The organism is Streptomyces niveiscabiei, assembly GCF_033794345.1.
GTDB lineage: Bacteria > Actinomycetota > Actinomycetes > Streptomycetales > Streptomycetaceae > Streptomyces > Streptomyces niveiscabiei.
In genome coordinates this window covers 98,009-113,985 of record NZ_JARAYJ010000008.1, presented here as the reverse complement: position 1 = coordinate 113,985, position 15,977 = coordinate 98,009, and the positions used below count along the sequence as shown (strand labels likewise).

The 15,977-nt window shown below is 73.1% G+C and carries 23 protein-coding genes; 17 read left to right on the top strand and 6 right to left on the bottom strand.

Features of this window, described 5'->3' with window-relative positions; genetic code table 11:
* Positions 1 to 62: 62 nt before the first annotated feature.
* Complete coding sequence (locus tag PV682_RS13690) at positions 63 to 2,150, top strand: catalase (protein WP_319729192.1); 2,088 nt, start codon at positions 63 to 65, stop codon at positions 2,148 to 2,150.
* Between the two features lie 94 nt (positions 2,151 to 2,244).
* Here PV682_RS13690 and PV682_RS13685 read toward each other — a convergent pair whose 3' ends face one another.
* The 4 genes from PV682_RS13685 to PV682_RS13670 are packed head-to-tail and all read right to left on the bottom strand — an operon-like array spanning position 2,245 to position 5,190.
* Positions 2,245 to 2,517, bottom strand: coding sequence for a WhiB family transcriptional regulator (locus PV682_RS13685; RefSeq protein ID WP_240001486.1), 273 nt, complete (start codon positions 2,515 to 2,517; stop codon positions 2,245 to 2,247).
* A 44-nt stretch (positions 2,518 to 2,561) separates the two neighbouring features.
* The gene (locus PV682_RS13680) at positions 2,562 to 3,089 is read right to left on the bottom strand and encodes a DUF6328 family protein (RefSeq protein ID WP_319729190.1); all 528 of its coding nucleotides are present in this window, start codon (positions 3,087 to 3,089) and stop codon (positions 2,562 to 2,564) included.
* Positions 3,090 to 3,111: 22 nt separating this feature from the next.
* Positions 3,112 to 4,956 (bottom strand): transketolase, encoded by a 1,845-nt coding sequence (locus PV682_RS13675; protein WP_319729188.1) that lies wholly within the window; start codon positions 4,954 to 4,956, stop codon positions 3,112 to 3,114.
* A gap of 9 nt (positions 4,957 to 4,965) precedes the next feature.
* Positions 4,966 to 5,190: a DUF6458 family protein gene (locus PV682_RS13670; RefSeq protein WP_109361646.1), complete on the bottom strand. Its 225-nt coding sequence runs from the start codon at positions 5,188 to 5,190 to the stop codon at positions 4,966 to 4,968.
* Between the two features lie 87 nt (positions 5,191 to 5,277).
* Between PV682_RS13670 and PV682_RS13665 the strand changes: the two genes are divergently transcribed.
* Both PV682_RS13665 and PV682_RS13660 read left to right on the top strand, forming a co-directional pair.
* The gene (locus PV682_RS13665) at positions 5,278 to 5,814 is read left to right on the top strand and encodes a type 1 glutamine amidotransferase domain-containing protein (RefSeq protein ID WP_319729185.1); all 537 of its coding nucleotides are present in this window, start codon (positions 5,278 to 5,280) and stop codon (positions 5,812 to 5,814) included.
* A 15-nt stretch (positions 5,815 to 5,829) separates the two neighbouring features.
* Entirely contained in the window at positions 5,830 to 6,156 is a 327-nt protein-coding gene (locus PV682_RS13660; protein WP_319729184.1) for a plasmid stabilization protein, read from the top strand.
* Between the two features lie 69 nt (positions 6,157 to 6,225).
* Here the strand turns inward: PV682_RS13660 and PV682_RS13655 are convergent, their stop codons facing one another.
* On the bottom strand, positions 6,226 to 6,786 hold the full coding sequence (locus PV682_RS13655) for a hemerythrin domain-containing protein (RefSeq protein WP_319729181.1): 561 nt from the start codon (positions 6,784 to 6,786) through the stop codon (positions 6,226 to 6,228).
* 139 nt (positions 6,787 to 6,925) lie between these two features.
* Between PV682_RS13655 and PV682_RS13650 the strand changes: the two genes are divergently transcribed.
* From PV682_RS13650 to PV682_RS13590, 13 genes are all read left to right on the top strand, one after another.
* Positions 6,926 to 7,423 (top strand): phage holin family protein, encoded by a 498-nt coding sequence (locus PV682_RS13650; protein ID WP_319729179.1) that lies wholly within the window; start codon positions 6,926 to 6,928, stop codon positions 7,421 to 7,423.
* Positions 7,424 to 7,502: 79 nt separating this feature from the next.
* Positions 7,503 to 8,855 carry an NAD(P)/FAD-dependent oxidoreductase gene (locus tag PV682_RS13645; protein WP_319729176.1) on the top strand — a complete coding sequence of 451 codons (1,353 nt, stop codon included), beginning with the start codon at positions 7,503 to 7,505 and terminating at the stop codon, positions 8,853 to 8,855.
* A 4-nt stretch (positions 8,856 to 8,859) separates the two neighbouring features.
* Positions 8,860 to 9,753 (top strand): non-homologous end-joining DNA ligase, encoded by an 894-nt coding sequence (ligD, locus tag PV682_RS13640; RefSeq protein WP_319729174.1) that lies wholly within the window; start codon positions 8,860 to 8,862, stop codon positions 9,751 to 9,753.
* Positions 9,754 to 9,837: 84 nt separating this feature from the next.
* On the top strand, positions 9,838 to 10,110 hold the full coding sequence (locus PV682_RS13635) for a gas vesicle protein GvpO (protein WP_240001719.1): 273 nt from the start codon (positions 9,838 to 9,840) through the stop codon (positions 10,108 to 10,110).
* 52 nt (positions 10,111 to 10,162) lie between these two features.
* On the top strand, positions 10,163 to 10,588 hold the full coding sequence (locus PV682_RS13630) for a gas vesicle structural protein GvpA (RefSeq protein WP_055723414.1): 426 nt from the start codon (positions 10,163 to 10,165) through the stop codon (positions 10,586 to 10,588).
* Positions 10,585 to 11,313 (top strand): GvpL/GvpF family gas vesicle protein, encoded by a 729-nt coding sequence (locus PV682_RS13625; RefSeq protein WP_319729168.1) that lies wholly within the window; start codon positions 10,585 to 10,587, stop codon positions 11,311 to 11,313. The genes PV682_RS13630 and PV682_RS13625 overlap by 4 nt, the downstream gene beginning before the upstream one ends.
* A 3-nt stretch (positions 11,314 to 11,316) precedes the next feature.
* On the top strand, positions 11,317 to 11,568 hold the full coding sequence (locus PV682_RS13620; protein ID WP_319729166.1) for a gas vesicle protein GvpG: 252 nt from the start codon (positions 11,317 to 11,319) through the stop codon (positions 11,566 to 11,568).
* Positions 11,565 to 12,134: a DNA primase gene (locus PV682_RS13615; protein ID WP_319729164.1), complete on the top strand. Its 570-nt coding sequence runs from the start codon at positions 11,565 to 11,567 to the stop codon at positions 12,132 to 12,134. The genes PV682_RS13620 and PV682_RS13615 overlap by 4 nt, the downstream gene beginning before the upstream one ends.
* On the top strand, positions 12,131 to 13,171 hold the full coding sequence (locus PV682_RS13610; protein ID WP_319729162.1) for an SRPBCC family protein: 1,041 nt from the start codon (positions 12,131 to 12,133) through the stop codon (positions 13,169 to 13,171). Before PV682_RS13615 ends, PV682_RS13610 begins: the two co-directional genes overlap by 4 nt.
* On the top strand, positions 13,168 to 13,485 hold the full coding sequence (locus PV682_RS13605; protein ID WP_319729160.1) for a gas vesicle protein: 318 nt from the start codon (positions 13,168 to 13,170) through the stop codon (positions 13,483 to 13,485). Before PV682_RS13610 ends, PV682_RS13605 begins: the two co-directional genes overlap by 4 nt.
* Positions 13,482 to 14,255, top strand: coding sequence for a GvpL/GvpF family gas vesicle protein (locus PV682_RS13600; protein WP_319729159.1), 774 nt, complete (start codon positions 13,482 to 13,484; stop codon positions 14,253 to 14,255). Before PV682_RS13605 ends, PV682_RS13600 begins: the two co-directional genes overlap by 4 nt.
* Positions 14,252 to 14,437, top strand: coding sequence for a gas vesicle protein (locus PV682_RS13595; protein WP_319729156.1), 186 nt, complete (start codon positions 14,252 to 14,254; stop codon positions 14,435 to 14,437). The genes PV682_RS13600 and PV682_RS13595 overlap by 4 nt, the downstream gene beginning before the upstream one ends.
* On the top strand, positions 14,434 to 14,709 hold the full coding sequence (locus PV682_RS13590) for a gas vesicle protein K (RefSeq protein ID WP_319729153.1): 276 nt from the start codon (positions 14,434 to 14,436) through the stop codon (positions 14,707 to 14,709). The genes PV682_RS13595 and PV682_RS13590 overlap by 4 nt, the downstream gene beginning before the upstream one ends.
* An 8-nt stretch (positions 14,710 to 14,717) precedes the next feature.
* Here PV682_RS13590 and PV682_RS13585 read toward each other — a convergent pair whose 3' ends face one another.
* Positions 14,718 to 14,888 carry a hypothetical protein gene (locus PV682_RS13585; RefSeq protein WP_055717941.1) on the bottom strand — a complete coding sequence of 57 codons (171 nt, stop codon included), beginning with the start codon at positions 14,886 to 14,888 and terminating at the stop codon, positions 14,718 to 14,720.
* Between the two features lie 92 nt (positions 14,889 to 14,980).
* Between PV682_RS13585 and PV682_RS13580 the strand changes: the two genes are divergently transcribed.
* On the top strand, positions 14,981 to 15,976 hold the full coding sequence (locus PV682_RS13580) for a Ppx/GppA phosphatase family protein (protein ID WP_319729149.1): 996 nt from the start codon (positions 14,981 to 14,983) through the stop codon (positions 15,974 to 15,976).
* Position 15,977 lies beyond the last annotated feature (1 nt).

The following is a 15,977-nucleotide window of genomic DNA, read 5'->3' as shown; positions in this document are numbered from 1 at the left end:
GTATGCCGGGCGGCAGAAGGGGTACTCCGGTGGGCCGGGAACCACTGCGGCAAGGAGGACCCATGAGCCCCGACGATCCGAAACGGCACCAGAACGAACGCTCCACCGCCGACGACCCCGCCGTCGGCCCCCTCACCACCGACCAGGGCGTCCAGGTCGACCGCACGGACGACTCGCTGGCCGCCGGCGAACGCGGCCCGACGCTGCTGGAGGACTTCCACTTCCGCGAGAAGCTGACCCACTTCGACCACGAGCGCATCCCCGAGCGGGTCGTGCACGCGCGGGGCGCGGGCGCCTACGGCTGGTTCGAACCGTACGAGTCCTGCGCGGAGTTCACCCGCGCCGCGTTCCTGCGCGACCCCGCCGAGCGGACGCCGGTGTTCGTGCGGTTCTCCACGGTGCAGGGGCCGAAAGGGTCGGCGGACACCGTCCGGGACGTCCGCGGGTTCGCGGTCAAGTTCTATACGGCGGAGGGGAATTACGACCTGGTCGGGAACAACTTCCCGGTCTTCTTCATCCAGGACGGCATCAAGTTCCCCGATTTCGTGCACGCGTTGAAGCCGGAGCCGGACAACGACATCCCGACCGGCGCCTCGGCGCACGACACGCTGTGGGACTTCGTGTCGCTCCAGCCGGAGACGCTGCACGCGATCATGTGGCTGATGTCGGACCGCGCGATCCCGCGCAGCTACCGCATGATGCAGGGCTTCGGCGTGCACACCTTCCGGTTCGTGGACGCGGCCGGGCGCGGTACGTTCGTGAAGTTCCACTGGAAGCCGAAGCTGGGCGTGCACTCGCTGGTGTGGGACGAGGCGCAGGAGTGCCAGGGCCGCGACCCCGACTTCAACCGGCGCGACCTGTGGGAGGCCATCGCGGCCGGGGAGTTCCCCGAGTGGGAACTCGGCGTCCAACTCGTGCCGGAGGACGACGAGTTCGCGTTCGACTTCGACCTGCTGGACGCGACGAAGCTGATCCCCGAGGAGCTGGTGCCCGTCCGGCCGATCGGCCGGATGGTCCTGGACCGCAACCCGGAGAATTTCTTCGCCGAGACGGAACAGGTCGCCTTCCACACCGCCAACCTCGTCCCCGGTATCGACTTCACGGACGATCCGCTGCTCCAGGCCCGCAACTTCTCCTACCTGGACACGCAGTTGCTGCGCCTCGGCGGCCCCAACTTCGCCCAGCTCCCGGTGAACCGCCCGGTGGCACCCGTCCGCACCAACCAGCGCGACGGCTTCCAGCAGAGCGCGATCCACCGGGGCACCAACTACACCCCGAACTCCCTGGGCGGCGGCCACCCGGCCGTGTCGGGACCGCGCATGCACTACCCGGAGCACGTCCAGGGCACCAAGTCCCGTACCCGCGCGGCGAGTTTCGCCGACCACTACAGCCAGGCCGCGCTGTTCTGGCACAGCGTGAGCGACTGGGAGCGCGAACACATCGTCGAGGCCTTCCGGTTCGAGCTCGGCAAGGTCGGCGCGATCCAGGTGCGCACCCGTACGGTCACCGAGCTGGCGCACGTCGACCTCGATCTCGCCCGGCAGGTCGCCCGGGGCATCGGCGTACCCGAACCCGCCGACAAGCGGCCGGAGTTCAGCGCCGTCTCCGCCGCGCTGAGCATCGAGGCGCTGCCCGGCGACGGCTCCGTGCGCACCCGTACGGTCGCGGTCCTGGCGCGCGACGGGGTGGACGGGCGGCAACTCGCCTCCCTGAAGGAGGCGTTGGGCGCGCAGGGGGCGGTCGTCGAGGTGGTCGCCCCGTTCGCCGGGTCCCTGACGACGACGGACGGCGACCCCCACCCGGCGGACCGCGCGCTGCCCACCGTCGCGTCGGTGCTGTACGACGCGGTGCTGCTGCCGGGCGGGCCCGTCGGCACGCCCGACCTGGCCGCCGACCCGGACGTGGTCCGGTTCGCCCGGGACGCGTACCGGCACGGCAAGCCGGTCGGGGCGCTCGGTTCCGGGGTCGGGGTGCTCGCGGCGGTCGTCCCGGACACGGTGCGCACGGCGACGCCGACCAGCGGACCGGTCTCCCACCAGGGCGTGGTGACCGACGCGGCGGCGGGCCCGGCCCGGCCGGAGTTCGTGGAGGCGTTCACACGAGCGCTGGCGGCCCACCGGCATCCGTACCGGGCGCCGGGGCGGTTCTAAAGGTTCTGGAGGTTCTGGAGGTTCCGCATCCGGCCCGGCCGGTGACGGAAGGCGAGGGCGGGCCCGCGAGCGGCGGGCCCGCCCCGCGTACCGTTCACCCCCCGGCCGTCTCCGCCTCCACCGGCACCCCGCCCCACACCCCCGCGCGCTGATGTGTCTCGCGGGCCCACTCCGCGCACCGTGCCGCCACGGGGCAGCGGCGGCACACGCGGCGGGCCGCCTCCACCTGGTCGGCGCCGGGGCCGTTGAGGCTGATGGGGAAGAACAGGTCCGGGTCGGCGGCGTCGGCGCAGGCGGCGTCGCGCTGCCAGTCCATCCGATTGTGCCCGCCGGTCTCGACGTACCGTGCTCCGGGCTTGGCCCTCATGGGGTCGGCCCTCCTAACAGATCGTGCCGGACAGATACAGATCGTCACGGGTGCGGCTTCCCCTGCCGGTCCCCGCCATTCGTCCCCCCGGTTCTCCCCCGCGCCCACAGCGGCAGCAGCAGCCAGCACACCCCGAGCCAGCCGGCCGCCGGGACGGTCAGCCACGCGGCGAGCGTGTCGTCGACGACCGCGCGCAGGACCAGCAGCAGGGCGGTCGTCATCGTGCCGAGCAGCAGGCCCAGGCCGAGGACGGTGAGCCGGGCCGCCCAGTCCACGGTCTGCGGCTTGACCTGCCGGCCGGTGAGGATGCGGTGCAGGGCGACGGGCCCGATGAGCGCGCCGGTGGTGGCCGCCGCGAGGACGACCGTCACGACGTACAGCGCGCGGTCGGTGTCGGAGACGTCCGCGAACCTCGGCTGGAAGACGACGGCGAGCAGGAACGCGAAGAGGACCTGTACGCCGGTGAGGGCGACCCGCACCTCCTGGAGCAGGTCGTTCCAGCGCCGGTCGGCCCGCTCCTCGGGGGTCTCCCGGCGGCCGTTGCCGGTGCGCGGCTCAGAGTCCTCGCTCATCTGAAGCCCTTCAGGAGACACGTCAGGAGACAACGGCCCGCCCCGTCAGCAGCATCACCGTCGCCGCGATCGCCTCCGCGTCGATCCCGGCGGCCCGTACCTGTTCTTCGAGTGTCGCCGACCCCGGCATGTCCCGCACCGCGAGCCGGACCAGCCTGGGCTGGGGGCGTCCGTCGGCGAAGGCGGCGGCGACGGCGTCGCCGAGGCCGCCCTCGGGCCGGTGGTCCTCGACGGTCAGCAGGCACCCGGTGGCCTCGGCAGCCGCCCGGAGCGCGACCTCGTCGACGGGTTTCACGGAGTACAGGTCGATCACCCGCACCGGAATCCCGACGGACTCCAGCAACTCCGCCGCGCGCAGGGCCTCGTGGACGGTCGTCCCCGCGCCGACGACGGTCACCCGGTCGTCGGGCCCGGACTGCAGCACCTTGGACCCGCCGACGGGGAACTCCTCGCCGGGCCCGTAGATCACCGGCATCGGGGAGCGGCAGGTCCGCAGGTAGCCGATGTGGGTCAGGTCGGCCATCTCCCGCACCAGGTACGCGGTCTGGTTCGCGTCGCAGGGGTGCAGGACGGTCGAGCCGTGCACGGCGCGCATCATCGCCAGGTCTTCGAGGCCCATCTGGGAGGGCCCGTCCTCGCCGATGGAGACGCCCGCGTGCGAGCCGCAGAGCTGGATGGCGAGCCCGCTGACGGCGGCCATGCGGATGAAGTCGTGGGCCCGGGTGAGGAACGCGGCGAACGTGACCGCGTACGGCAGATAGCCGCGCGCCCTCAGGCCGACGGCCCCGGCGACGAGTTGCTGCTCGGCGATGTAGCACTCAAAGTACCGCTCGGGGTGGGCCTCCCCGAACACGCCCGCCTTGGTGGAGTCGCCGACCTCGCCGTCGAGGACGACGACGTCGCCGCGTTCGGAGCCGAGCGCGGCGAGGGCGTCCCCGAACGCGGCGCGCGTGGCGACCTGCTCGCCCACCTCGTAGCGGGGCCGGGACACCTGCTCCGGCTTGGGCCGCTCGGGGCGCCGGCTCCCGACGGGCAGGGCGACCCCGACCCGCGCGGACCGCACCCCGCCGAGTTCCTCGATGGCCCGCTCGGCGTCGGGCAGCGGCTTCCCGTGGTGCCCTTCCTCGTCCTCGACCCCGGCGACGCCCTTGCCCTTGAGGGTGCGGGCCAGAACCGCCGTGGGCCGCCCTTCGGTCGAGGCCGCCTCGCGGTACGCGGCGTCGACGGCGGCGACGTCGTGCCCGTCCACGGCGACCGTGTGCCAGCCGAAGGCGGCGAGCCGCGCGGCGTACGCGTCGAGGTCCCAGCCGAGGCGGGTCGGGCCGCGCTGGCCGAGGCGGTTGACGTCGACGATCAGGGTGAGGTTGTCGAGGTGCTCGTGCCCGGCGTGCTCGACGGCCTCCCACACCGAGCCCTCCGCCAGCTCGCTGTCCCCGCACACCACCCAGATCCGGTACGGAAGTTGGTCGAGGCGCTTACCGGCGAGGGCCATGCCGACGCCGACCGGCAGGCCCTGGCCGAGGGAGCCGGTCGCGACGTCGACCCACGGCAGGCGCGGGGTCGGGTGGCCCTCGAGTCGGCTGCCTTTGCGGCGGAAGGTGAGGAGTTCGGCCTCGTCCACCACTCCGGCCGCCCGGTACAGCGCGTACAGCAGGGGTGAGGCGTGGCCCTTGGAGAGGATCAGCCGGTCGTTGCCGGGGTGCGCGGGGTGCCCGAAGTCGTAGCGCAGGTGGTGGGCGAGCAGGACCGCGCCGAGATCCGCCGCCGACATCGACGAGGTCGGGTGTCCCGAGCCCGCCGCCTGCGCGGCGCGTACCGCGTCCACCCTCAACTGCTGTCCCAGTTCGGCCAGTTCGTCGTACCGCATGCGAAGTCCTCACTCGTACGGGTGCCGGTCGCGGTCGTCGACGACGGGAGTCGTCGGGGGGACGATCACCCGCCTGCGGCGCGCGATGCTCGCGAAGGTGAATGTGCCGATCACGCCGACGGCCATGAGGATCACGCCGATCAGGTCGAGGTTGGCTCCTTCCACGTCCCAGTCCGTCGCGAACGTGAGGATCGCTCCCACGGCGATCAGGCCGAGGCACCCTCCCAGTCCCATGAGTCCTGCTCCTTCCCTCCGGTACGCATCACCGGATCGGGGCCGGGTACCCGCCAGGCGGCCACCGACACCGAGGAGTGGATCCCTGTGAACATCGCCTTCCTGGCGGCCCCCGAGGGCACCGAGCAGATCGAGCTGACCGAGCCGTGGCAGGCGGTGCTGGCGACCGGGGACCGGCCGTCCCTGCTGTCCACGCGGCCCGGCACCGTCCAGGCGTTCCACCATCTCGACCGGGGCGACCTGTTCCCGGTGGACGGCACGGTCGCCGAGGCGGACCCTGGGGAGTACGGGGCGCTCGTGCTGCCCGGCGGGGTCGCGAACCCCGACGCGCTGCGGCTCGACGCGGACGCCGTCGCGTTCGCCCGGTCGTTCTTCGAGGCGGGCAAGCCGGTCGCCGCGATCTGTCACGCGCCGTGGCTGCTGGTCGAGGCGGGCGTGCTCGACGGGCGTGTCCTCACGTCCTGGCCGAGCCTGCGCACCGACGTCCGCAACGCGGGCGGGACCTGGGTCGACGTACCCGTGCAGGTCTGCGACCACGGGACGAACCTGCTGGTCACCAGCCGCAAGCCGGATGATCTGCCGGAGTTCACGCACACGTTCACCGAGGTGTTCGCGAAAGCCTGAGAGGAGGGGGCCGTCATGCCCCGAGGATCGAGCAGCAAACGGGAACGCCAGTACGAGCACGTCAAGGCGTCCGCCAAGAAGCGCGGCGAGTCCACCGCACGCGCCGAGGAGATCGCCGCGCGGACCGTCAACAAGGAGCGGGCGCGGGCCGGGGAGTCGAAGACCGCGAGCCGTACGTCGCTGAAGGACCCCAAGTCGGCCTCGCAGCGCGGCGGGCAGCGGTCGCACCAGGGGGCCGGCGGGCCCACCAAGGATCAGCTGTACGAGGAGGCGCGCAAGCGGGGGATCGAGGGGAGGTCGGGGATGAACAAGGCGGAACTGGCCCGGGCGCTGGGGAGGTAGCCGGGCACAGAAGGTGACAGAAGGTGGGTGGGACGGCCAGGCCGTCCCACCCACCTCTCGCGTCTGCTGTCAGTCCTTGCCGCGGCCCGTCAGGGCGTCCCTGATGCGGTCCACCAGCCCCGCGCCGGGGGCCAGGAGCTTGTTCGCCGGCGGGGTGTCCGGCGCCGAGGGGTGCGGGCGGGTGGGGGCCGTGGACTTCGCGTGGCGGACCTGGTCGCCGAGTTTGCCCAGGTCGTCGGGGGTGGTGACCTCGCGCAGGCGCGGGAAGAGGGTGTCCTCCTCGTCGCGGATGTGCGCGCGGACGTCCGCGATCAGCTCGCGGATCAGGCGGTCGAACTCCGGCTTGTCCGCGCCGAGGCCCTCCAGGGTCTTCATCGTGCGCTCGGCCTCGGAGTGGTCGGCGATCTCCTTGTCGGCGACCCGGTCGCCGTCGGGGAGGGCGGTGCGGACGGCGGGGTAGAGGTACATCTCCTCGGCGACCGAGTGCCGGACCAGCTCGATCACGGCCTTGTCGGCGAGGTCGCGGCGCCGCGCGTCCCCCGGCGGGAGCGCTTCGATCCGGGCGAACAGTTCCTCCACCTCCCGGTGGTCGGTGGTGAGTTCGACGATGACGTCTCCGCCGTGGCCCATGGCCGGTTCTCCTTCGTACGGTGGGGTGGTCGGCCCTGTCGCCGGTTTCCCGGCAGGGCCTCGGACGCCCGCCGGGTACCCCGCCGCCCCGGTGCGAACCGTCGCGTTACGGGGCGCCGCCGAGGGGTACCCGGCCGCCATGAAACGCATGGACCATCTCGAACATCTCGACAAACACCTGGTCGAGGAGTTGGCCGAGGTCGCCCGCGAGACGATCCGCGAGGAGCTGCGCGAGCAGACCCGCAGGCAGCGGCGCCGGGCCACGCTGTACGCCGCGTCGGGCGCGGTCGCGCTGTACGCGGGCGCGGCGCTGGCCCTCACGGTGGGCCTGGCCCTGGACGCGGCCCTCCCGGCCTGGGCGGCGGCGCTGATCATGGCGGCGGTCCTGGGCGCGGCGGCGTACGCCCTGCGCGGAGCGGCCCGCCCCCACCCGCCGGCGCACACCGCGCCGCACCCCCCGCCGCCGCACGCCCCCTCGCCGGACCCCCCGTCGGACCCGGAGGCCCCTCTCCGCGCCCAGCGCCGCGAGGACGCGCTGCGGGGCCCGATGCCGACGGGCGGCCCGGGAGTCCCGTACCCGCCGGTGACACCGCCCCAGCCGGAGTCGACGCCGGATCCCCGGCAGCGGCCCATCTAGGCACGGTGTCCGCCAGGACGGCATCTCGTCCGGCCACCTCACCAGCACAGACACCCCTCCACCACCCTCAGGAGCCCCCGTGAGCCGCCCCCGTATCGTCATCGTCGGAGCCGGTTTCGCCGGATACCGTGCCGCTCGGCAGCTCGCGCGAGCGGCGCGGGGGCGGGCCGAGATCACGGTGCTGAACCCGACCGACCACTTCCTGTACCTGCCCCTGCTTCCGCAGGTCGCGACCGGCGTGCTGGAGCCGCGCAGGGTCGCCGTCTCCCTGCCCGGCACCCTGCGTGACGTACGGGTCGTGCTGGGGGAGGCGGACCGGGTGGACCTCGATCACCGGGCCGTGCACTACCGGGGACCGGAGGGCGGCACGGGCTCGCTGCCGTACGACCGGCTCGTGCTGGCCGTCGGCAGCGTGAACAAGCTGCTGCCCGTCCCCGGTGTCACCGAGTACGCGCACGGTTTCCGGGGCCTGCCCGAGGCGCTGTACCTCAGGGACCACATCACCCGGCAGATGGAGCTGGCCGCGACGGAGGACGACCCGGGGGCGCGCTGCACGTTCGTGGTCGTCGGCGCGGGCTACACCGGCACCGAAGTCGCCGCCCAGGGCCGCCTGTTCACGGACGCGTTGCAGCGCGCCCGGCCGCGCCACGAGGCCCTCACCACGCGCTGGCTCCTGCTGGACACGGCCCCGCGCATCCTCCCCGAGCTGAACGAACGCCTCTCGCGCACGGCGACGCGCGTGCTGGGCGAGCGGGGCGTGGAGGTGCGGACGGGGACGTCCGTGAAGGAGGCCCGCAAGGACGGGGTCCTGCTGACGGACGGCGAGTCGGTGCCCACGCGGACGCTCGTGTGGTGCGTGGGGGTGCGCCCCGACCCGCTCGCCGAGTCGCTGGGCCTGCCGTTGGAGCGGGGCCGCGTCCTGGTCGAGCCGACGCTCCAAGTGCCCGGCAGGCCCGAGGTGTTCGCGTGCGGCGACGTCGCCGCGGTGCCGGACACCGACCGGCCGGGTGAGTTCACGGCGATGACGGCGCAGCACTCCTGGCGGCAGGGCAAGCTGGCGGCGGAGAACGTCGCCGCCTCGTTCACGGGCCGCGAGCAACGCCCGTACCACCACAAGGACTTGGGTTTCACGGTCGACCTGGGCGGCGGTGAGGCGGCGGCCGATCCGCTGGGTCTGCCCCTGTCCGGGCTGCCCGCCGGTCTCGTCACCCGCGGCTACCACCTCGCCGCGCTCCCCGGCAACCGCGTCCGGGTCGCGGCCGACTGGCTGCTGGATGCCGTACTGCCGCGCCAGAGCGTCCAGTTGGGCCTGGTGCGCGGCTGGTCGGTGCCGTTGGACACGGCCTCGCCCGAGCTGCCGCGCACGCCGGGCGGCGAGCCGGAGAACACGTCGCCGGTCGTCGCGCCGACCCCGAAGCACGCCAAGGAGTGACCCGGTGCCCGTCGAGATCCACCGCCCGGACAAGGTGCTCTTCCCCGCGGGCCCGGACGGCGGCGAGGTCACGAAGGCGGGCCTCGCCGCGTACCACCGCGAGGTCGCCCCGTTCATGCTGCCGCACCTGCGGGGCCGTCCGCTGATGCTGGAGCGGCATCCGGACGGCGTCGAGGGCCCGCTGTTCATGCAGAAGAACACCCCCGACCACTACCCGGGTTGGATCCCCCGCGTGGAGGTCGCCAAGGAGGGCGGCACGGTCCTGCACCCCCTGTGCGAGAACGCCGACACCCTCGCCTACCTCACCGACCAGGCGCGCCTCACCCTGCACCGCTGGCTGTCGCGCGCCGGCCACCCGGAGCGCCCCGACCTGATGGTCTTCGACCTCGACCCGCCCGACGACGGCGACTTCGCCTCCGTACGGGACACGGCCCGCCGGCTCGGCGAGCTGCTGGACGCCCTGCGGCTGCCGTCGGCGCCGATGACGACCGGCTCGCGCGGCCTGCACGTCGTCGTGCCCCTCGACGGACGGCACGGCTTCGACGAGGTGCGCGCCTTCGCCCGGGACACCGCCGAACTGCTGGCGTCCGGCCATCCGGACCTGCTGACGACGGCCGTGCGCAAGCAGGCGCGCGGCGGGCGGCTCTACCTGGACGTGCAGCGCAACGCGTACGCGCAGACGGCGGTCGCGCCGTACACCGTCCGGGCCCGCCCCGGCGCCCCGGTCGCCGTGCCGATCGCGTGGGACCAGCTCGACGAGCCCGGCGTCGGACCGCGCCGCTGGACGGTCGCGAACGCCGTCGAGCAGGCCCGTACGCGCCCCTGGCGGGGTCTGCCGAGGCGAGGCCGCGCGCTGGGCCCGGCCCGCCGGAGGCTGACCGCACTGCGCGGCAACTGAAGGTTTGGCAGGGGGAGTTCGGGCCACTCGGCAGATGATGGGCACAAGCCCTTCACAACTCGACGGAGGACACGGGGCGGAGAGATGGCGGACGACGGCTTGGCAGAGCCCATGGAAGTGCTGAACCGGGCACGCGAACAGCTCACCGAGCTGACCGGAACGGCCGCGGAGACCGTCTCGTCCTTCGAACGCACCGACGACGGCTGGTCGTTGGAGATCGAGGTACTCGAACTCGCCCGCGTCCCCGACACGATGAGCCTGATGGCCGGATACCGGGTCGACCTCGACCCGCAGGGCCGGGTCACCGGCTACCGGCGCGTGCGCCGCTACGAGCGCGGACGCGCCGACCCGCACTGACCGGTCCCCACGCACCGAACGTTCCCCCACCATGCGAGGAGGCATGGCCGACATGACCGTCGTCCCGGCACAGACCGGCGGTGGAGGCGGTACCAGTGGTCTCTACGACGTCCTGGAACTCATCCTCGACCGGGGACTCGTGATCGACGTGTTCGTACGCGTCTCCCTGGTCGGGATCGAGATCCTCAAGATCGACGTACGGGTCGTCGTGGCCAGCGTCGACACGTATCTGCGGTTCGCCGAGGCGTGCAACCGCCTCGACCTGGAGGCGGGCCCGCACCGCAGCCCCGGGCTGCCCGACCTCGTGGGCGAGATGACCGAGTCGGGGGCGCGCGGCAAGTCGAAGGGCGCGCTGTCCGGCGCGGCCGAGACGGTCGCCGGCGCCTTCCGGCAGGCCCGCGACGAGCAGGAGGCCGACGGGCAGCCGAAGCCGCGCCGCAAGAGCACGGCCGCGCGCCGGAAGGAGGAGTCGGAGTGAGTACGTACGTCTACGGCATCGCCGCGAGTTCGCACCCGGCCCTGCCCGAGGGCGGCAAGGGCGTGGGCGATCCGCCGGCGACCGTGCGCGTGCTGCGGGCGGGCCCGCTGGCGGCGCTGGTCAGCGACGCGCCCGAGGGGCTGCGGCCCAAGCGGCGCGACCTGCTCGCCCACCAGGAGGTGCTGGTCGCCGCGGGCGCCGAGGGCTGTGTGCTGCCCATGCGGTTCGGCAGCGTCGCCCCCGACGACTCCGCCGTCACCGAGGTCCTCGCCGAGCGCGCCGAGCACTACCGGGAGCGGCTGCGGGCGCTGGACAACAAGGTCGAGTACAACGTCAAGGCCAACCATCTGGAGGAGGCGGTCCTGCACCGGGTGCTCGCCGACACCCCGGAACTGCGGGCCCTCGCCGAGGCCAACCGGCAGGACGGCGGCGGGAGTTACGAGCAGAAGCTGCGGTTCGGCGAGATGATCGCCACCGCGGTGCGGGCCCGCGAGGCCGAGGACGCCGCCGCCGTGCGGCGCGCGCTGGAGCCGCTCGCCGCCGCCGTCGACCCGGGGCCCGAGTCCACGGGCTGGCTCGCCAACTTCTCCTTCCTCGTCGAGCGCGACGCCTCGGCGGCGTTCGCGGAGGCCGTGGAGGCGTTCCGCAAGACCCACGCGCACCTCGAAGTGCGCCTCGCCGGGCCGCTGCCGCCGTACAGCTTCGTGGAGCCCGGACCGGAGTGAGCGATGGGGCTCATCGGGGAAGTGCTGCTGCTGCCGTTCGCTCCGGTGCGCGGCAGCGCGTGGGTGATCGGGCAGGTGGTGCGGGAGGCGGAGCGGATCTACTACGACCCCGCCGCGATCCGCGCCGAACTCGCCCGTCTTGAACGGCTCCTGACGGAGGGTGAGATCACGGCGGAGGAGTTCGACCGGGCCGAGGACCAGCTCCTCGACCGGCTGGAGACCAGTACGCGAACAGGCGACGGGACGACACGATGAACCGAACGGCACTGGGCCTCGCGATCGGGGCCGGCTACCTCCTGGGCCGCACACGGAAGTTGAAACTGGCGCTCGCCGTCGGCTCCGTGGTCGCGGGCAAGCGGCTGAACCTCACGCCGAGGGGGGTCGCCGACCTGGTCTCCCAGCAGCTCCAGAACAACCCGCAGTTCAAGGAGATCGGGGATCAGCTCCGGGAGGACCTGCGCGGGGTGGGGAAGGCGGCGACGGGGGCGGTCGTGGAACGCCAGCTGGACTCGCTGGCGGGGCGGTTGCACGGGCGGACGGCGGAGGTGCGGGGGCGGCTCGACGGGGTGGTCCCGGAGGTCGCCGGTCGGGACGAGGACGACGACGCGGATGCCGGCGCGGATGCCGACGCGGGGCGGGAGCGCGCCAAGGGCGGCAGGTCCGAGGGTGCGGGCAAGCCCCGGAAGAAGGCGCCCGGCGCCAAGAAGGCCGCCGACGCCGCCAGGAAGACCGCTTCCCCCGAGCGCGTCACCAAGAAAGCCGCCCCCCGCGCGGCGAAGAAACCCCCGGCGCGCTCCGCGAAGCGGGGTGACGAGCGGTGACCGACACCCTCTCCGGCGTGGCCCGCAGCGAGGCCGCCGACCGGCTCAAGGCGGAGCTGCGGGAGTACGTCGCCGCCCAGGCACAGCGCCTCCTCGTCGGCGCCGGCCGCAAACTCGGCGAGACCACCGTCAAGCTGAACGACATCGCGTCCGGCGAGAGCCCCGGCTTCGCCCGTCTCGCCCTGGACGGCGGGCGCAAACTCGCCGAGGGCAAGGGGCCGTTGCGCTCGGCGCTGGAGGTCGGCGCGGGCCGCGCGAAGGACGGCGTCAAGGAGGCGCTCAAGGGCCTCGGCAAGAAGGGCAAGGAGGGCAAGGGCAAGAGCGCCGCAGGCAAGAAGCCCACGGTCGTCATGGAACACGTCGACGTCGGCGTCCCGCTGCGCACCGCCTACGACCAGTGGACCCGCTTCCAGGACTTCGGCTCTTTCGCGAAGGGCGTCAAGAGCGCCGACCGCGCCGACGACACCCGCTCCGACTGGCGGCTCAAGGTCTTCTGGTCCAGCCGGAGCTGGCAGGCGATGACCACGGAGCAGATCCCGGACGAGCGGATCTCGTGGACCTCGCAGGGCGCGAAGGGGACCACGAAGGGCGCGGTCACCTTCCACCGCCTCGCCGACAACCTGACCCGTGTCCTGCTGGTCGTCGAGTACTACCCCGCGGGCCTCTTCGAACGCACCGGCAACCTCTGGCGCGCCCAGGGCCGCCGCATCCGCCTCGACCTCAAGAACTACGCCCGCTTCATCACCCTCAAGGGTGAGGCGGAGGAGGGCTGGCGGGGCGAGATCCACGACGGGAAGGTCGTGGTGAGCCACGAGGACGCGCTGGCGGAGGACACCGAAGACGCCGAGGACGGCGAGGAGTTGGAGGCGGAGTACGAGGAGGAGGACGAGCCCCGCGACGAGTTCGAGGACGAGGAGCCCGAAGACCCCGAACCCGAAGACGCCGAAGCCGAAGACGCCGAGGCCGAGTTGGAGTACGAGGACGAGGAGCCGGACGACGCCCCCGACGAGGCCGAGGCCCCCCGGAGCCGGCGGTGACCATGCCCAGCCGCCTCCCCGACCCGTACAACGGCAACGGAGGCGCCAACCTCGCCGACATCCTGGAGCGCGTCCTCGACAAGGGCATCGTCATCGCGGGCGACATCCGCATCAACCTCCTCGACATCGAACTCCTCACGGTCAAGCTCCGCCTGGTCGTCGTCTCCGTCGACAAGGCGAAGGAGATGGGCATCGACTGGTGGGAGGACGACCCGGCGCTGTCCACGAAGGCCCGCAGGGATCAACTGACCCGCGAGAACGCCGAGTTGCGGGCCCGCCTCGAAGCCCTGGAAGCGCTGGAGGAGCCCCGGTGACCGCCCTGCGCTACGTGTACGCCGTCTGCCCCCCGTTCGAGACGCCGCTCCCGGCGGATCTCACCGGCGTCGTGGGCGAGCCACCCGCCCGGCTCGCCCACGGCCACCTCGTCGCGGTCGTCAGCCGCGTCCCCGAGGACGTCTTCGCCGAGGAGCCCTTGCGGCGGCGCCTGGAGGACCTGGACTGGCTGACCGCGACGGCCCGCGCCCACGAGCGGGTCGTCGACGCGCTGACCACCGTGACGACCCCGCTGCCGCTGCGGCTGGCGACCGTCTTCCGCGACGACAGCGGCGTACGGACGATGCTGGAGGAGGGCGAGGCCCGCTTCCGGCACGTCCTGGAGCGGATCGCGGGCCGGGTGGAGTGGGGGGTGAAGGTGTACGTCGACCGGGAGGCGCCCCAGGAGGTGCCGAGCCCGGCGTCGGGCCGCGACTATCTGCGGCAGCGGCGCCGCGCGGCCCTCTCGGACGAGGAGTCCTGGCACCGGGCGGAACTGTTCTCCGAAAAGCTCCACAGCGCGTTGTGCACACACGCCGACGCGGTACGCCTGCGCCCGCCGCAGAATTCCGCCCTCGCCCCCGGAGGAGAGAATTCCGGGCAGAATGTGTTCAACGCCGCTTTCCTCGTCCGGCGGGAACTCTCCGAGCGGTTCGTGGAAATCGCGGAGGGCGTCCGGGACGGGGACCGCGGAATTCGCGTGGAACTCACGGGGCCGTGGGCGGCGTATTCCTTCGCGTCGGGGGAGCCGGACGAGGAGGCGGGCCCGTGACCGTCGTACAGCGCCGTGAGGTCTCCCTCGTGGACCTCCTGGACCGTCTCCTCGCCGGTGGTGTCGTCATCACCGGCGACATCACGTTGCGGATCGCGGACGTGGACCTCGTCCGGATCGACCTGAACGCCCTGATCAGCTCGGTGACGGCGCAGGTGCCGTCGCCGTGGGAGGAACCATGACCGGCCGCCTGGACCTCGAACCGGACACCGTGGAGCGCGATCTGATCAAACTCGTCCTCACGGTGATCGAACTCCTTCGCCAGCTCATGGAACGGCAGGCCGTTCGCCGCTTCGACGAGGGCGATCTCACCGAGGAGCAGGAGGAGCGCGTCGGCCTGACGCTGATGCTCCTCGACGAGCGGATGACCGAGCTGCGCGAGCGGTACGGGCTGCGGCCCGAGGACCTGAATCTGGACCTCGGGCCGCTCGGGCCGCTGCTCCCGCGGAGCTGACGCTCAGCTCACCAGCGGTACCAGCGCCCCCTGGTGCCGGTCGCCGACGTCCCGCGCACCAGGAATCCCAGCAGCCAGACGACGAGGACGACGAGCGCTATCCACCAGAGAATCTTCACGGCGAATCCGACGCCGAACAGCAACAGCGCCAGAAGCAGTACGAGAATAATCGGAACCATGGTGTGAACCTCCTGTGCTCCGGGTTTCCCGGACTCCACGTTTCATTCACAGTCCGGCGATTCCCTCCGGTCCGCAGGGGTAACCGGCAGCCATGAGAATCGCTGTGGTGGACGCGGGGTCGAACACGGTACGGCTGGTGGTGACGGACGCGCGGGACGGCGTTCCCCTGCCGGTGCACACCGCGAAGTGGCGGCTGCGTCTGTCGGAGCGCACGGGCCCGGACGGCCGGCTCGGCGAGGCGGCGACGCAGCAGCTGGTCTCGGCGGTCGGCGCCGCCGCCGCGACGGCCCGCCGCTGGGGCGCCCCCGATCCCCCGGCGTTCGCGACGGCGGTGATCCGCCACGCCCCGGACCGCGCGGAGGTCCTGCGCACGGTCCAGGACCGCACCGGGGTACGGCTGCGGCTGCTGCCGGGCGAGCTGGAGGCCGAGCTGACGTTCCTCGCGGTACGCCGCTGGATGGGCTGGCGGGCGGGTCCGCTGGCCCTGTTCGACATCGGCGGCGGCTCCCTGGAGGTGGCGTACGGCCGGGGCCGCACCCCGGAGTTCGCGGCCTCCCTGCCGCTCGGCGCCAACCGGCTCACCCGCGACTTCCTGACCGCCGCCGACCCGCCCACGGGCGGCGAGCTGCGCGCCCTGCGCCGCCATGTCCGCCACGCCCTGCGCGACGCGTCGGCCCGTATCCGCTGGGAGCGCCCCCGCACGACGCTGGCCACCTCGCGCACGTTCCAGCAGCTCGCCCGCCTGTGCGGGGCCCCGCCGGGCCGCCGGGGCCTGTTCGTGGAGCGGGTCCTGTGCCGCGCCGACCTGCGCCGTGCCGTGGACCGGCTGGCGGCCCTCTCCGCCGCCGACCGCGCCGGGCTCCCCGGGATCTCCGCGCCCCGGGCCCGGCAGAGCCTCGCCGGGGCGGTCACCGCGCACAGCGTGATGAAGCTCAGCGGCGTGGACGCGGTGACGATCTGCCCCTGGGCACTGCGCGAGGGCATCCTGCTGCGCTACCTGGAGGACGGCACGGACTGGTGGCAGGACACCCCCGTCCGGCCACGCCTCACGAGCATCCCCCGAACGGACCGGACCGAAGAGCAGTGAG

What these genes read in the sequence shown, in the direction of transcription:
- PV682_RS13690 (WP_319729192.1), top strand. Translation starts at nt 63, where the DNA reads ATGAGCCCCGACGATCCGAAACGGCACCAGAACGAACGCTCCACCGCC.
- PV682_RS13590 (WP_319729153.1), top strand. Translation starts at nt 14,434, where the DNA reads ATGACCGGCCGCCTGGACCTCGAACCGGACACCGTGGAGCGCGATCTG.
- PV682_RS13620 (WP_319729166.1), top strand. Translation starts at nt 11,317, where the DNA reads ATGGGGCTCATCGGGGAAGTGCTGCTGCTGCCGTTCGCTCCGGTGCGC.
- PV682_RS13585 (WP_055717941.1), bottom strand. Translation starts at nt 14,888, where the DNA reads ATGGTTCCGATTATTCTCGTACTGCTTCTGGCGCTGTTGCTGTTCGGC.
- PV682_RS13615 (WP_319729164.1), top strand. Translation starts at nt 11,565, where the DNA reads ATGAACCGAACGGCACTGGGCCTCGCGATCGGGGCCGGCTACCTCCTG.
- PV682_RS13635 (WP_240001719.1), top strand. Translation starts at nt 9,838, where the DNA reads ATGGCGGACGACGGCTTGGCAGAGCCCATGGAAGTGCTGAACCGGGCA.
- PV682_RS13670 (WP_109361646.1), bottom strand. Translation starts at nt 5,190, where the DNA reads ATGGGACTGGGAGGGTGCCTCGGCCTGATCGCCGTGGGAGCGATCCTC.
- PV682_RS13680 (WP_319729190.1), bottom strand. Translation starts at nt 3,089, where the DNA reads ATGAGCGAGGACTCTGAGCCGCGCACCGGCAACGGCCGCCGGGAGACC.
- PV682_RS13655 (WP_319729181.1), bottom strand. Translation starts at nt 6,786, where the DNA reads ATGGGCCACGGCGGAGACGTCATCGTCGAACTCACCACCGACCACCGG.
- PV682_RS13660 (WP_319729184.1), top strand. Translation starts at nt 5,830, where the DNA reads ATGCCCCGAGGATCGAGCAGCAAACGGGAACGCCAGTACGAGCACGTC.
- PV682_RS13675 (WP_319729188.1), bottom strand. Translation starts at nt 4,956, where the DNA reads ATGCGGTACGACGAACTGGCCGAACTGGGACAGCAGTTGAGGGTGGAC.
- PV682_RS13650 (WP_319729179.1), top strand. Translation starts at nt 6,926, where the DNA reads ATGAAACGCATGGACCATCTCGAACATCTCGACAAACACCTGGTCGAG.
- PV682_RS13685 (WP_240001486.1), bottom strand. Translation starts at nt 2,517, where the DNA reads ATGAGGGCCAAGCCCGGAGCACGGTACGTCGAGACCGGCGGGCACAAT.
- PV682_RS13580 (WP_319729149.1), top strand. Translation starts at nt 14,981, where the DNA reads ATGAGAATCGCTGTGGTGGACGCGGGGTCGAACACGGTACGGCTGGTG.
- PV682_RS13630 (WP_055723414.1), top strand. Translation starts at nt 10,163, where the DNA reads ATGACCGTCGTCCCGGCACAGACCGGCGGTGGAGGCGGTACCAGTGGT.